We start from the raw sequence: 14,288 nt of genomic DNA on the forward strand, positions 1-14,288 counted from the left end.
AACGCCGGCCGGCGGTCTCGACGGCCGCGCCTGCGCGGCCGAACTGATCCGCCGGGCCGACACCGCCCGCTACGCGGCCAAGGCCGCCGGAGGCCGGCTCGTCGAGTACACGCCGGAGCTGGACGAACGCGCCGAAGCCGCCGAACAGCTCGGCGCCGATCTGCGGCACAGCCTCGACGACGGCCACTTCCAGGTCTTCTACCAGCCGATCATCGACCTGCGCGACGAACGCACGGTCGCGGTCGAGGCACTGGTGCGGTGGACCCATCCGGTACGCGGCCCGGTCAGCCCCACCACGTTCATCCCCGTCGCCGAGGACAACGGCCTCATCGTCGAACTCGGCGAATGGATCATGCGAACCGCGTGCCGGCAGCTCGCCACCTGGCGTTCCACGCTCGGCGCCGACGCGCCGCTCTACATCAGCGTCAACGTGTCGCCGCGCCAGCTGAGCGAACCAGGCTTCCCCGCCGTGCTACTGGCGATCCTGGCCGAGACCGGCCTCGAACCGGCCGCCCTGCTGGTGGAGGTCACCGAGACCGCGATCTTCGGCGGCGGCACCGCCATCGAGGCCGTCGAGACCCTGCACCGGGCGGGCATCCGCATCGCCCTCGACGACTTCGGCACCGGCCACTCGTCACTCGGCCTGCTGCGTACCGTCCCGGTCGACGTTCTCAAGGTCGACAAGTCGTTCGTCGACGAGATCATCGAACCCGGGCGGCGGGCGGTCATCGTCGACGCCCTGATCCATGTCTGTACGGGTCTGGACCTGCGGGCGGTCGCGGAGGGTGTGGAAACCGCTGAACAGGCCGACTACCTGCGGAAACTCGGCTACCACTATGCGCAGGGCTACCATTTCGGGCGCCCGGCCCCGGACCCGATCACCCCGGCCCTCCCGGCATCCGCCGCCAGGGGAGCGGGTCGGTGACACGCCGCCACCACCATCGATCCGGCACGGGCCCGGTGGCCTGAGCGAGCGCCGCACCGCCGTCGTTGACCGTCGCGTCGATGAAACGGCGGTCGATCATCTCCAGCGCCGATGTGAATTCGGTGCCGGCCAGGTCGTCCCGCAGTTCCAGGGCCTCCCGGTAGGAGCCGGGCGGATACCACCCGTCCGGACACCAGCCCGCGGTGAGCCGGGCGACCAGCGCCTCCCAGGCCGCGAGCCGGTCCGGGCGCGGGCCCGTGCCGGTCAGGGCGTCGCTCAGTGGGGTCGGCATCCGATACTCGTGGATCACCTCCGGGATGGCCGTCACCGGAACCGTCGGAAGTAGACCCACCGGTGCCTCCACAGCGGTGATCCAGGTGACCGTCCGCTCCTGCTCGTCGAAGTCGCCGCCGCTGTCGAGGCGGGCACGGGTCCGATGTCCGTCCGGGCCGACCAGCCAGTATGCGCTCGGCCTCGACGTCACCGACTGATACGCGATCAGAGTGCCCAGCCGGGCGGCGAGCCAGGCAGCGGCCTCCTCCTCCGGCGGCGACACGGTGCCCGCGGCGAACCACATGTCCAGATGCAGGCGAAGATCCCCGGTCATCGGGGTGACGGTGCAGCTGATCGACCGGCCCCAGTCACGGTCCACCTGATCGATATCACCGACGTCAACAGCGGTCACCGGCAGCGACAACAGCTCGGCCAGGGCCGCCGCCAGCACCGAGCGGGCCACATCGTGGTGGACGAGAAAGAGGTATCCCATCGGACGTCCCTAATAGGCGTGTGCCGTCACCGGGACGGCGCCACCGCGCCGGTAGGCCTGCATGACTGGTCGGCCTCCCTTCTCCTGGGTCGGCGGGAGCCGAGACTCCGAGTCATTTCGGATAACGCGTGACTCGTGCTGCCTGGTCAGGTGTGGGCTGGCGGGGGTTCCTGACCCATGTCTCCCGGTCGCAGGCCGTGCAGTAGAGGTGGGCCTCGACGAACGTTCCGTCAACTTCGAGATAAGAGGCTTCGATGAGGCCTCCATCCTCATTGGGGCAGCTCACGATGGCATCCGGGTCGGTCAGCTTTGCGGAACTGACCATCAGCCATGCCACGAATTCCTTATTTGCGCTCATCGTCAATCCAAAATGACATGTTGTTGCTTACCCGATCTTCCTGTGCGCCCGGTTGGCGAAGTCGAACGCCAATTGGGTCTCCATCGATCCAGCCTCGGCGTGATAGCCATCCTCCCCGAGAAGGTCGACGCGAACTCTATACATCTCGTGGAATACCGTCTTGCATACCTCGTCCTCGCTGATGAATGCTTCCGGACCCATGCAGAAGCCGAACGGCCTGTTGCTGAATCCGGCTGCCGGCAGGTTCGGGATGTAGTCGATAGCCACGCCGTTGATCGTTACAGTCGTCTGCCTTCCCGCAGCGAACGCGTCCCGGATCTCGTTGAACTCCGGCGCGTTCAAGATTTCTCGGCACTCCAGTGCGATTTCCATTTCCGGCGCGGTGAGATTGCTGCCGTCGTCGAGATCAGGTTCGGATTCTGCAGCATCCGGCCGATCATGTCCGTCGGCTCCGGCAGGGTCGGAGCCTATGAACGGGCCGGCGTTTTCGGTCAGCGGGCTGACTTCGGCGTTGCCGTTCACTACCAGGGCGTCCATGCGGACCACGTCGCAGGCCACGTCCAGGCCGGAATGGGTCTGCATGGGGGACATCGCCACCCGGCGGGTCTGGGGGTCCAGGTAGAGGATGGTGCCGTTCTGGTTGACGGCTGCGAACGCGTGTGTCCGGCCCGCCTGGTCCTGGGTTTCGATGAATGCGAACGCGCCGTGACCCAGCGATGTCAGGTGGCTGCGGAGGCTGATCTCGGCCATCTTCACCTTGACGCGTGCGTCGTCGTTGTCGAGGCCGCTCGCGTCGGTCAAACCCTCGAAACGGCCGCCGACCGTGTTCTCGATGCGGGCGGTGACGCCGTTTTCGGCGCCGATCGGGCGGGACGGGTCGCCGTCGGAATAGCCGTCGAACGTCCGGGGTGCGGAGACCCTCGGACGGGCGTGCATGTACGTCTCGTACAACGACAGCACGTTGTCGCCGCAGTTGTTCGAGCGGGTCGGGTCGGCCTCGGGGCCGCCGTCGTTCTGCAGGCCGAACCATTCGCCGTCGCGCGGGTCGGCGTGCTGGACGATGTCGCCGTTCCCGTCGCGGGGCATCGCCCGTTCCAAGTCGGTCTGGTGCACCCTCAGCGGAGGCCGCAGACCGCCGCGCCGGTTGTACGGCCGTGTCCGGTCGGCTGACGGCGGATGATCATTTCCGGTCAGCGCTGATTTGTCGCCGGTCTCGACCGGGCCCGGCGCGAGGTCGCTGGCGCTGTCGTTGACCAGTTCCCAGTCGTTGCCGGTGAGTTCGACGACACCTGCCGGGCCATCCTTGTCGATGCTGCGCGCCCGGTCGCGAAGCGCGTCGGCCTCGTTCTGGAGACGGTTGGCGTCGATCTCGTTCGCGACCATGTCGATGAGATCGCCACGGCTGCTGACACTCCGCCGGAAGTCCGCCTCATCGGCCTTGTCTGCGGCCCGTTCGCGCAGGTCACGCACGGCCTCCTGCCGGTGGGCGTCGGCGAGACCCTGCCGCCGCTGCCGGTTCTCGTGGTGGTAGTCCTCCCGGGCCCGCGCGTCCGCCGTCTCCCGGCTCTCCACGACCGGCGCCGGCGCGGTCTCCGCCAGCTTGGCGTCGTTGCTCGGGTCGAGGACCGACAGCGGATCCTTGCTCGGCCCGTTCATGGAGACCGGATCAAGGACCGAGAGAGGATCAAAATCAGACAATGCCGGGGTACGGACGAAGTCGTCCACAGCCGGAGCCGGCGTCGGCGGCACCGCATCCGTGCGAACGGTCAACGCCTCCGGCCGGACATCGTTGAAGTCCGGCTCCACGGCGATCGACGGCTCCGGTGCAGGCGCCGGCTCCGTGGAAGGGTCCGGAGACAGTGTCGACTCCGGAAGTGGGGCAGGAGTGGGCGCCGGCTCTGGACGAGGTGTCGGCTCCGGGGAAGGTGCCGGGGCGGGAGTGGGCGCCGGCTCCGGAGAAGGGGCCGGGCCCGGAACGGGCGGGGGAGCGGGGGCCTGGTTGGGTGTCGGCTCCGGAGCCGGACTGGGCGCCGGTGCCGGCGGCGGAGCGGGCGCCGGACTCGGCGACGGCGATGGCGAGGGCGACGGCGATGGCGACGGCGATGGCGACGGCGACGGCGATGGCGATGGCGAGGGAGTCGGAGTAGGGGCCGGGGCAGGAGCCGGGGCTGGGCCCGGTGCCGGAGCAGGCGGTAGGGGCGGCGGCGGCAACGTTGCCTGCTGGATCGCCTGCTGTTGCTGCTGATAGGCGATGGGCGGCGGCGGAGGTGTCGACCTCCCGCTGTAGAACGGCGCCGGAGGCGTGTGGGGAACCGCCATCGGATTGCCCTCACCGTCGAGCATGAGGGCGTTCAGCGCGACGACATTGCCGTCGTTCCGGGTGCCGTCGTGGCCGTAGAGAGTCCGGTGCTGGGCGAGCGAGAAGTTCGACGAATCCGCGTACCGGCCGCTCTGCGGGTCGATGAACAGCACCGTCCCGTTGTGGTTGACGGCGTTCCAGGCGTGGGCGCTGCCGTCGCCCCACACGTTGATGACGATCGCCGTGGAACCGTGACCACCCAGCGCCAGCGTGTCGATGATCTGCTGGAACCCGTGATCGACAGTGGCCTTGACGACGGCGTCCGGCCGCTGGTCCTTGGTGTTGTCGCCGTAGTAGGGCGCCAGCTGGGTGAAGCCGCTCCCGGTGGCCTTCTCCGCCCGCAGGTGCCCCTCGAACTCACCGACGTGCTTGTCGATCTCACCGATGCCGTACGTGTCGACGGTCCTCGGCGCGGAAACCGTCGGACGGCCGTGCAGATAGGTTTCGAGGAACGACAGCGAGCAGTCGAGACAGTTGACCCCGCGGGTGGCGTCAGCGGCCGGCCCACCGTCGTTGACCAGCCGCAACCAGGGCTGACGTGGATCCGGGTTGCGTTCCGGCCGGAAGTTCGCGTCGCGGGGGATCGCTCGCTCCAGATCAGCCTGATGGATCTTGAGCGGTTCGCGGAGACCACCCTCCATCTTGTACGGCCGTGACGTCCGCGAGTTCACCCGGGTGCCACCCTGCCCCGGGATCGCCGACTGGTCGTTGCTCCAGATCGGCGCGCCGGACAGGACACCTTTGTCATAGTTCGACGGCAGGAAGTCACCGGTGTACTCGATGCTCCGCTGCCCGGCCAGGTATCGCTCCGGGTCGGCGACCAGCGCCGCCCGGTTCTGGAGAGCGACCTGCTGGGCGAGCCGATGCCCGTCCGCCTCCAGCCGGAAGGCGTCCCGCCGCCCGAAGTTCAGCATGAGCGCGGCCTTCGTCGCATTGCGCCGGGCGAGCGCCTCGGCCCGCTGGGCCTGGGCGACCGACGCGTCCAGGTCCCGCAGCTCACGGTGGTAGACCTTGTTGAGGTACGCCCACTTGTTCCGCCCCTGCTGAGCGAAATAGTCCTGCTCAGCGGCGTAGTCCTGACCCGTCCGCGGCGGCGGCGTGAACGAGAGCGGCGCGGTCCCGGCAAGCGCCGGTTCAGGCCGCCCGCCATCAGGCCGCCCGCCATCAGGCCGCCCGCCATCAGGCCGCCCGCCATCAGGCCGCCCGCCATCAGGCCGCCCGGCATCAGGCCGGTCTCCCCGCGGGTCGCCGCCGCCCGGCTGAACTGTGGGCCCGCCCCGTGCACCCGGTTGCGAGACGCCGGAGTCGGTCCGCCCGGGAGAACCGGGCGAGGTGCTTCCGGCACCAGGCGAGGCGCCGGTCGGTGAGGAGGTGCTGGTCGCCGGGCTGGTGCCGGCAGGAGAGGAGGTGCTGGTGCTGGTAGGGGAAGTGGTGCTGGTAGGGGAAGTGGTGCTGGTAGGGGAAGTGGTGCTGGTAGGGGAAGTGGTGCTGGTCGCCGGAGTGGTGGAGGCCGCCGGCCCGTTGCCGCGGTTGCCTCCGGTGTCGAGGGCCTGCGGCGAGGCCGGCGACGGCGTGCCGTTCGTGAGGTTGGGTGCCGGGCTCGGCGGACTGGCCGTCGTGGGACCTCCGCCGGCAAGCGACACGTTGGGGTTGGGCGAGTTGGCGGTCCCGAAAGAGGTGGAGGGCGACGGCCCAGACGAGCTGAACGGCCCGGACGAAGAAGGCGGTCCGGAAGAGGTAAGCGGTCCGGACGGAGAAAGTGGTCCAGACGTGGTTAGCGGTCCCGACGAGGTGAGTGGTCCGGACGAGGTGAGTGGTCCGGACGTGGTGAGTGGTCCGGACGTGGTGAGTGGTCCGGACGTGGTGAGTGGTCCGGACGTGGTGACGGGTCCGGCGGCGGCGACTGTGGGCGACCCGGCCGGCCCGTTCCCGGAGGGCGCGAAGGCCACCGGCGCGTTGGACTGCGCTGCCGGCGAAGCTCCGACGGGCGTGTTGACAGGCGCCGAGGAGGAGACACCAGTGCCGGCAGGCGCTTCGGCCGGCGGCGCGACCGACGACAGTGTCACATCACCGGCCGATGAGCTGGTGTGGTGGCCGGACCCCGCCGCAACCGCCGGCGTGGTGTCAGCACCCGCCGACGCCGCCGCACTCACCGAAGCATCGGACGACCCGGAGAAGCCGGAAGAGGCGACCGAGCCGGAGAAGCCGGAAGGCTCGGGGGAGCCGGACGAGGCGACAGAGCCGGAGAAGCCGGAAGGCGCAGGGGAGGCGGACGAGGCGACCGAGCCGGAGAAGCCTGATGAAGCGGTCGATCCAGAGAAGCCGGATGGATCAACCGAACCGGAGGACCCCGACGAGAAGGATGCAGCCGCGGACGACCCGCCGGAACCGGACCCTCCGTTCCCCACGGAACCCCCACCGGAGAGGCCCGGGAAGGCGGAGCTCCCACCCGTACCGGATGAGGAGGAAACCGCGCCCACCGACGAACCCGCCGCCGATCCGTCGATCTTGAGATTGTCGAGGCCCGCGCCGAAGTCGTTGAAGGCCTCGCGGGTGCCCCCGACCGCCGAGCCGGCGGCACCGGAGGTGCCGGCCTTGGCGAGATCCTCGAAGCTGGGGAGCTTGCCCCCGGCCGCGCTGCCGCCGAGCTCACCGAAGACCTCGCCGGCGGCGCCGCGGAACAGCCCACCCTTGCCGCCCCCGCCGATCATCGCGCCGTGCGCCGAGGCCCCACCGGCCGCGCCGGCGACCGTGGAGTTGCGCAGATCCTCCAGATCGAAGCCGTCGGAATGCCCGGCTCCGACCTGATATGCCTGGATGCCGAGGTTGGTGAGGAACTCCTCGCGGGCCTCCTCCTTGCCCTCCTTGAAGGCCTTCTTGCCGAGGTTCTGCAGGCCCTTCCTGGTGAGCAGGTCCTTGCCGGCGCGCTGCGCGGTCTCGGTGAGCGCCTTCTTGATCGCCTTACGGGACAGCTGCGCGATGAGCTTCTTGAAGATCTGCTGGATCGCCATCCGGGTGGCGGCGATGATGCCGCCGGCCGCGGGCGACGCCGCACCCAGCGTGAGCACGACGGTGATCCCCAGGCCGATCAGCTCACCGACGAAGATGCCCAGCTCGATCCACGCCTCGAGCTTCGCGGCCTCGATGTCCTGGCCGCACTCGGCGACGACCTTGCCCATCTCACCGGCGAACGCGGCGAGCGCGTTGAGGGGCGCCTCGTCACCCTCGGCGACGGCCTTCCATGCGGCGATGAAGGATTCGATCGTGGTGCCGCTGCCGCCGTACGCCGCGATGAACTGCCCGGCGGCGAGAGCGGCGTCCTCGCGGGGCGCCGCCAGGGACTGGTACAGCTCGTACCACTGGTCGGCGAGGTCCCAGGTGAGCTTCTCGTTGCCTTCCGGCCAGTCGAAGCCGACCACCCACTCCAGGGCGGAGTAGGCCCAGTCGGGCAGATCCCAGGGGGAGAAGTCGAGCGGATGCGGAATCGGGCTCGGCAGGATCGTCATGAGGCGTGGTAGGACCTGGTCACCGTGGCGGAGGCGCGGCTGTCGGCGGCCGTGTTGTCGTCGACGGACAGCACCGCGGCCTCGCCGAGACCCTCCACATAGGGGGCGACCGTGCCGAACGCCTCGACGAATTTCGCCACCAGCGGGCCGTAGTCCTTCTGGAACGCGGCACCGATCTCGTCGCGCCCCCACGGCTGATCCGCGCTGGCGGCGGCGATCTCGGCGACCGGGCCGTTCGTCATGCCCACCAGCTGCCCGCCGACCGAGGAGAGGTCACGGCCGGCCGCGGCGGCACGCGGCGCGTCCAGGTAGAGCTCACCGGTCACGGTCCTCACCCGCCTCGCGCATGATCCGGTCCTGGCGGGCCAGCAGGTTGCCGAAGTCGCCGTCACGCATGAACCCGGCGGCCGCCGAATCGGCCGGAAGATACTGCCCGACCATCGCCTGCACCTGCTCGCCGGTCTCCGCGGCGGCCTTCTCGACGGTACGCAGAATCGTGCGCGCCAGCTCGTCCGGGTCGGCCCGGCGATAGGCCTCACGGCTCAGTCGCAGGTCGATGAGCTGGCCCCGGGCGCCCACGGTGGCCCGGACCGTGCCGTCGGCCGACTCGGCGGTGACGGCCATCGTGGACAGACGTTCCTGGATGTCGTCCAGGCCCAAGCGCAGGCGCTGGTACTGCGACATGACGTCGTCGAACCGCGCGCGCAGAGCGTGGTTCACATCCCGATCGGCCTGTCTGCTCACGGCTGTCTCCCCGAGGACTCGCGAATTGACTGCAAGAACCTACCAGCCGGGGCCGGTTCCGGGGCCGCCGCCGAGTGACGGTTCCCGATGGCTCTAAGCTCGCAGTCCGGGGACCGGAGGGGGCGGGCCAGGATGATCACGCGGACCGAGGCGGAGCACATCGCCGTCGGCTGGGCCCATCGGCAGTCGATCCGGCGCGGCTATCCGTGCCGGCCGTCCGTCGACGAGCTGGCCCTCGGCTGGGCGGTCACGATGCTCCTGCCGGCGGAGGTGCGGACCGAGCCGGGCGCCGACGTGATCACCGTCATCGACCGGGAGACCGGCCGCCTCTCGCACTGGCCACCGGCGCCCGTCGCCGACCTGGACCGGCTCTACAACGAGCGGCGGGACACCGCCGTCGGCTCGTACCGGACGTCCGATCCGGTCGCCGAGTTGCGGCGTGAGGCGTACCGCCGGGTCAGCCCCGCTGTCGCCGCGCACCTCACCCTGGGAGGCCGGCTCTTCCGGGCCCGGGGGGCGAAGGGTGACCAGGAGCTGCGCCACCACCCGCTCGTCGCCGCCCGGCTCGCCGCGATCCCGCCGGGGCACACCGTCCGCGGAGCCGAGCGGCACGCCGAGCTGCTCCTGGTGTCGGACGTGCTGCAGGAGGCCGACCGGACCCGGGCGGCGGCCGGTCTCGTCCCGCTCACCGACGACGAGGCCCGCGTGCTGCTCGGCCAGGGCCGGTTCGAGACGTTCCACATCCGGGAGAGCGGCGACCGGCTCGGCGGTGAGCCCGCCACCCTCTGCGTGACCTGCGCCGACGTGCTCCTCGACCTGACCGTGGTCACCGACGCCGGCCGGGCCCGGCCGCGGGCCGGCAGTCTGACGTCCGGGACCGATCCGCAGCCCGGCCGCTTCCCCGAGGACGTGGCGTGGGAGCTGGCCGCCGGTGACTGGGGCCGCGAGCCGGAGTTGCGCGACCAGCGTGGCGCCCGGCTCGTCGAGCGGATCGAGGAGTCCCACGGGCGGGAGCACGCACTGTCCCGGTTCCCCGTCGCCGAGGCGGCGCTGCGCGAGTTCTTCGATGTCGCGCCCGGCCGCAACGGCCCCGGCGTGGCGCACCGGGTCCGCGGGTTCCACCTGGGCGGCGACGGGCTGGCCCACCTGGCCGACCCGCTGCACGAGCTGGGTGTGCTGGTCGGCGCCCGGATGTTCCCGATCGGCCGGGAGGGCTTCGACGAGGCGATCCTCGCGATCGACGAGCGGGGCCGGGTGTTCTCGCTGGACCAGGGCGGTGAGTGGTTCGTCGCCGGCAGCCTCGACGAGGCGATCGTCGCGCTGACCACGGGTCTGCCGGCTGCCCGGGTCCGCGACGACGGCACCTGGGAGTGAGGAGCTCACCATGATCACCCGTGCGGATGCGGAGGCCGTCGCGGCGGCGTGGGCCCGGTCGGAGTCCCTGACCAGGAAACGGGAGTACCAGCCGGTCGTCGACGAGTTCGACGAGGGATTCGCGGTGAAGACGGTCGCGGTCGGCCGGCTGTTCTCGCCGTCGGAGGTCGGCACCGGTGTGCGGGTGATCGACCGGGCCACCGGCCGGGTCTCCACCTGGCCGAACTGGCCGTCCGAGACGCTGCGGGAGGTCTACCGGGAGCAGCGGCCGGCGATCGTCGACCCACCCCGGACCGCCGACCCCGAGATCCCGTTGCGCCGCGAGATCCACCGGCGGACCGCCCCGGGCGTCGCCGCCCACGCCACCGTGCAGGGCCGGGTCTACACGGCCCACGGTGCGAAAGGTGATCAGAAACTGGAGCACCACCCGCTGGTGCTGGAGCGGCTGGCCGGCCAGGCCCCGCGGGAGACGGTCCGCGGCTGCGAACGGCACGCCGAGCTGATCGTCTGTTCGGACGCGCTGCACGACGTGGACCGGCGCCGCGCCCTCGACGGTCTCGCCCCGCTCACCCTCGACGAGGCACGTCAGGTCCTCGGCGAGTCGCTTTTCGAGACGTTCCAGATCCAGCCGCCCGGCGACGAGCTGGCCGGCCGGCCGAACGAGCCGTGCGAGAGCTGTGTCCACGTCCTCACCGAGCTGGCGCTGCTGCCGTGGGAGAGCACCGGCGCGCTGCATCCGGTCGTCGCGCCCGGGCGGCCGAGCCCCGACCCGTCCCGGTTCTCCGACGTGACGGCCTCGGAGTTGCTGCGTGCGGGCTGGCGGCCGGGGGCGGAGCCCGACATCCAGGCCGAGATGGCCGAGACCATGGCCGAGGACATCGTCGAGGTCAGTGGCCAGGAGTTCCGTCACGAGGCGTTCCCCGCGGTCTACCAGGCCTACGCCCACACCGGCATGCTGGTGATCACCCGCCGCGCGCCCGGCACCGACCAGCGGACCCAGGCGTTCGAGATCTGCCCCGACCGCGGCCGTCACTACGCCGACGTGCTCCACGAGTTCGGCCGGGTCATCGGTGCGCGACTGTTCCCCCTCGGCCGGCTCAACTACGAGTCGCTGCTCGCGATCGACGAGCACGGCCGCGTCTTCCACCTCGACCAGGCCGGCGAGTGGTTCGTCGCCGGCACCTATGTCGATGCGCTGGAGACCCTCATCCAGGGCCGGCGCACCTACCGGGTCCGCGACGACGGCACCTGGGGCTAGCCCACCGGCCTTCCCTCCGTCGCGCCCCGCGGCATGCACCTTAGGGCCGCGTGGACGATGGCCGTGGTGTCGGTGGCCGTCGATACTCTGCGAGTGGATCAGCCTGCCGGGACAGCGGCGAACCGCCGGATCGCCGTGACCCTCTTCGTTGCCGTGAACGCGCTGCTGGTGCTGCCCTGTCTGGTGGTCGTGCGCCCGTGGCAGCGGTTCGGTGTGCCGGTCACCGCAGCGGCCCTGATCGCCGGTGTCGGTCTGATCGGGTTGTTCTGTGCCCTGCTCTACCGCAGCGCCGAGAACCGGCCGGACTGGAACCACGCCCGGATCTCGACGACGCTGGCCGGCGAGGACACCGTCGTGGTGACGGTGACCTGTACCGATCTGATCCCGAGGGGCACGTTCCTGTCGTTCGCGCATGATGTCGGTGCCGCACTGGAACAGCCGGGCCGCGACGGGATCACGCTGCGGGCGGAACCCTTGGAGGGGCTGCTCGGCCGGGAGCACGTGCTGCACCTGGAGACGTCCTCGACCGCCCTGGAGGAGACGATGCGGATTCTGGTGGACGCTTTCCAGCGCAACGGCATCGCCCGCGTGGGCCCGGCCCGCTGACCCCGACCCGCCGCCTCTGCGGCCGGCCGGACGATGTCCACGGCCGCGACGGGTCAGGGTCCGCGCCCTTCTGGTGGTTGCCGGGCGGGGCGCCCGGTCGTCCACAGGGGGATCAGGGCCGCGGCGGCGAACAGTGTTCCGCCGCCGAGCAGGACCAGGAAACGCCAGTCGGCCAGCCAGACCGCGAGCAGCGGTACCCCGGCGCGGGCCAGGGCGATCGGCACCGTGGTCACCGCGATGATGCTGGCGAACCGGGCCACCCCGAAAGCGTCGGCGACGATCGACGGCCTGGCCACGACGCCGATGCCGTAACCGGCTCCGAACGCGGCGACGCACAGGAGCGCTGGCATGACGGCGGCGCCGGTCAGCGGCAGGGCGAGCAGTCCGAGCGCCTGGACGGCGAAGGCCACCGTCGTCACCTCGGCCATGCCGTACCGGCGGGCGAGCGGGGCCAGGGCCAGCCGGGACACCAGTTGCAGGGTGCCGACGGCGAGTGGCATCGACGCGGCGAGGGTGGGGGAGTAGCCGACGTCGCGGAAGTAGCTGACCATGATCAGCAGGAATGCGGTGACCGCGCCGGTCTGGACCACGAAGGCGAACGAGAGCAGCCAGAACCGTGCGCTGCGCAGGGCGTCGCCGACCGGCACACCGGCGTTGCGGGCGGTGTGGCCGGCATGTGCCCGCCGGTCCGGGACGGCCAGCAGGTGGATGGGTACGGCGATCACGGCGAGGCTGACCGCCAGTGCGGCCAGGGTGGCCCGCCAGCCGATCTGGGTCTCCAGCCAGCCGACCATCGGGTAGTAGAAGCTGGTCGCCAGGCCGGTGGCCATGGTCACGGCGACGATCGCGCCGTCGCGGTGCCGCGGTTCGGTGGCGAAGACCAGCACGGCGAAGGCCGCCTCATAGGTGGACAGGGCGAGTGCGACGCCGATGACGGCGAACCACAGATAAAGCTCGGCGAGGGTACGGGCCTGGGACCACCCGGCCACAGCTGAGGCTCCGAGGACCGAACCGCTCGTCATCAGGAGCCGGCCGCCCTGACGGTCGAGGATCCGGCCGATCGGGACGGCGGCGAGCGCTCCGGCGACGGTCGAGACGGTGGCGGCGCCGGTGATGGTGGTACGGGAGTGGCCCAGCTCCAGTGACATGGGGATGAGCAGAACGGTGAACGCCTGGATCATCGCCCCGTAGCCGACGGTCTGGGTGATCGCGAGGAGGACGACGAGCCGTCGCCGGCCGGCCGCAACGGACTGCTGGGTGGTGGCGGGCGCGGTCACGCGGTAGGAGCGGCGGAAGGAAGAGCGGCGAGGTGGGTCAGCTGCGCACGGCGTACATCCGTGCTCTGGCCCTGGACCAGGATGAACAGTGCCGATCGCGCATGCAGCTGCGCGGTGTCGTCGCCGGCCAGGCCGCGCCCCGCGCGGGCGACGACGAGTGCCCGGGTGAGGGTGGACAGGGCCTCGCCGCTGGCGACCTTGGTGGCGAGCCGTTCCTCCAGGCGGTGGGTGCCGCCGCCGGTCGCGGCCGCCTCGTCGGCCAGGGCGTAGGCGGTCTCCCGGATCCGGGCGACGCGCGGCCGCCAGGCGGTGGCGACGGCCCGCGCGAGCGGGTCGGGGTGTTCGCCGAGCTCCCGCAGGACCGTCTCGGCGAGCCCGAAGTGGTGGCCGCGCGCGTCGCTGGCGACGGCGAGGTCGTCGAACCGGGTCTGTTCGAGTGTGCGGCGGGAGATGACGAGTTCGTCGGGGACGAAGACGTCGTCGAGCTGGACGCGCTCGGTGCGGCTGCCGTCGAGGACGGCCAGGTGGAGCGGCGCGGCGGCGCGGGTGCGTTCGCCGATCTCGACGAGCGCGGTCACGACGGTCTCGGTGTCCTTCTCGACGCCGGCGACGGTCAGCACCTGGCTGAGGCCCCAGCCGCTGACCCAGGAGATCGTCCCGCTGAGGGTCCAGCCGCCGTCGGCGCGGGTGGCGGCGATGTAGCGGCGCGGATAGCCGCGGACGTCGCTGATCCCGGCGCCGAGCAGGATCTCGCCGGTCAGCACCTTGCGGGCGAGGGCGGGCAGCGGGGTGCCGGCGCGGTCGGCGAGCCGCCCGGTGAGCGGTGCGTGCTGGGCCCAGACGAGCCAGGTGTTGAAGCAGGCGCCGGCGATGATCTCGTGGATCCGGCGGTCGTCGTCGCGGCCCAGGCCCTGCCCGCCGAACTCGGCCGGGGCCAGGTGGTTGAGCAGGCCGAGCTCGCGGAGCTCGCCGATCCGCGCCGGGCCGACCCCCTCGCGCTCGGTCCGCAGGGCGTCCGGTCGCAGCACCTGCTCGGCGTAGTCCTCAACCCGGCTCACGAAGGTTGTCATGCGTAACCGCCCACTTCCGACCGTCCAATCAAAACCCACATCGGC

11 protein-coding genes are annotated in these 14,288 nt (G+C 71.1%); 4 read left to right on the forward strand and 7 right to left on the reverse strand.

From position 1 onward, the window contains the following. Positions 1-925, forward strand: a 925-nt coding sequence (locus tag ACFO0C_RS31570; RefSeq protein ID WP_378070365.1) for a putative bifunctional diguanylate cyclase/phosphodiesterase, incomplete at its 5' end; no start/stop codon positions are given. On the opposite strand, the gene ACFO0C_RS31575 is transcribed toward ACFO0C_RS31570, so the two are convergent. From ACFO0C_RS31575 to ACFO0C_RS31595, 5 genes are all read right to left on the reverse strand, one after another. Continuing rightward, a complete protein-coding gene (locus ACFO0C_RS31575; RefSeq protein ID WP_378070366.1) occupies positions 879-1,691 on the reverse strand; it encodes a hypothetical protein in 813 nt (270 codons plus the stop codon). The two genes, ACFO0C_RS31570 and ACFO0C_RS31575, sit on opposite strands and share 47 nt — an antisense overlap. Before the next feature lie 112 nt (positions 1,692-1,803). Next, positions 1,804-2,049: a hypothetical protein gene (locus tag ACFO0C_RS31580; RefSeq protein WP_378070367.1), complete on the reverse strand. Its 246-nt coding sequence runs from the start codon at positions 2,047-2,049 to the stop codon at positions 1,804-1,806. A gap of 27 nt (positions 2,050-2,076) precedes the next feature. After that, on the reverse strand, positions 2,077-7,914 hold the full coding sequence (locus ACFO0C_RS31585; RefSeq protein ID WP_378070368.1) for a toxin glutamine deamidase domain-containing protein: 5,838 nt from the start codon (positions 7,912-7,914) through the stop codon (positions 2,077-2,079). Continuing rightward, on the reverse strand, positions 7,911-8,240 hold the full coding sequence (locus ACFO0C_RS31590; protein ID WP_378070369.1) for a hypothetical protein: 330 nt from the start codon (positions 8,238-8,240) through the stop codon (positions 7,911-7,913). The genes ACFO0C_RS31585 and ACFO0C_RS31590 overlap by 4 nt, the downstream gene beginning before the upstream one ends. After that, positions 8,230-8,658 carry a YbaB/EbfC family nucleoid-associated protein gene (locus tag ACFO0C_RS31595; protein ID WP_378070370.1) on the reverse strand — a complete coding sequence of 143 codons (429 nt, stop codon included), beginning with the start codon at positions 8,656-8,658 and terminating at the stop codon, positions 8,230-8,232. Before ACFO0C_RS31595 ends, ACFO0C_RS31590 begins: the two co-directional genes overlap by 11 nt. Before the next feature lie 132 nt (positions 8,659-8,790). Between ACFO0C_RS31595 and ACFO0C_RS31600 the strand changes: the two genes are divergently transcribed. From ACFO0C_RS31600 to ACFO0C_RS31610, 3 genes are all read left to right on the forward strand, one after another. Continuing rightward, positions 8,791-10,032, forward strand: coding sequence for an SUKH-3 domain-containing protein (locus ACFO0C_RS31600; protein ID WP_378070371.1), 1,242 nt, complete (start codon positions 8,791-8,793; stop codon positions 10,030-10,032). Between the two features lie 10 nt (positions 10,033-10,042). Further along, positions 10,043-11,290 carry an SUKH-3 domain-containing protein gene (locus ACFO0C_RS31605; RefSeq protein WP_378070372.1) on the forward strand — a complete coding sequence of 416 codons (1,248 nt, stop codon included), beginning with the start codon at positions 10,043-10,045 and terminating at the stop codon, positions 11,288-11,290. 93 nt (positions 11,291-11,383) lie between these two features. Continuing rightward, positions 11,384-11,896: a hypothetical protein gene (locus tag ACFO0C_RS31610; protein ID WP_378070373.1), complete on the forward strand. Its 513-nt coding sequence runs from the start codon at positions 11,384-11,386 to the stop codon at positions 11,894-11,896. Between the two features lie 53 nt (positions 11,897-11,949). On the opposite strand, the gene ACFO0C_RS31615 is transcribed toward ACFO0C_RS31610, so the two are convergent. Continuing rightward, positions 11,950-13,173 (reverse strand): MFS transporter, encoded by a 1,224-nt coding sequence (locus ACFO0C_RS31615; RefSeq protein ID WP_378070374.1) that lies wholly within the window; start codon positions 13,171-13,173, stop codon positions 11,950-11,952. Then, complete coding sequence (locus tag ACFO0C_RS31620; protein ID WP_378070375.1) at positions 13,170-14,231, reverse strand: acyl-CoA dehydrogenase family protein; 1,062 nt, start codon at positions 14,229-14,231, stop codon at positions 13,170-13,172. Before ACFO0C_RS31620 ends, ACFO0C_RS31615 begins: the two co-directional genes overlap by 4 nt. Positions 14,232-14,288 lie beyond the last annotated feature (57 nt).

The sequence above is a fragment of the Actinoplanes subglobosus genome, from assembly GCF_042650585.1.
Classification (GTDB): Bacteria; Actinomycetota; Actinomycetes; order Mycobacteriales; family Micromonosporaceae; genus Actinoplanes; species Actinoplanes subglobosus.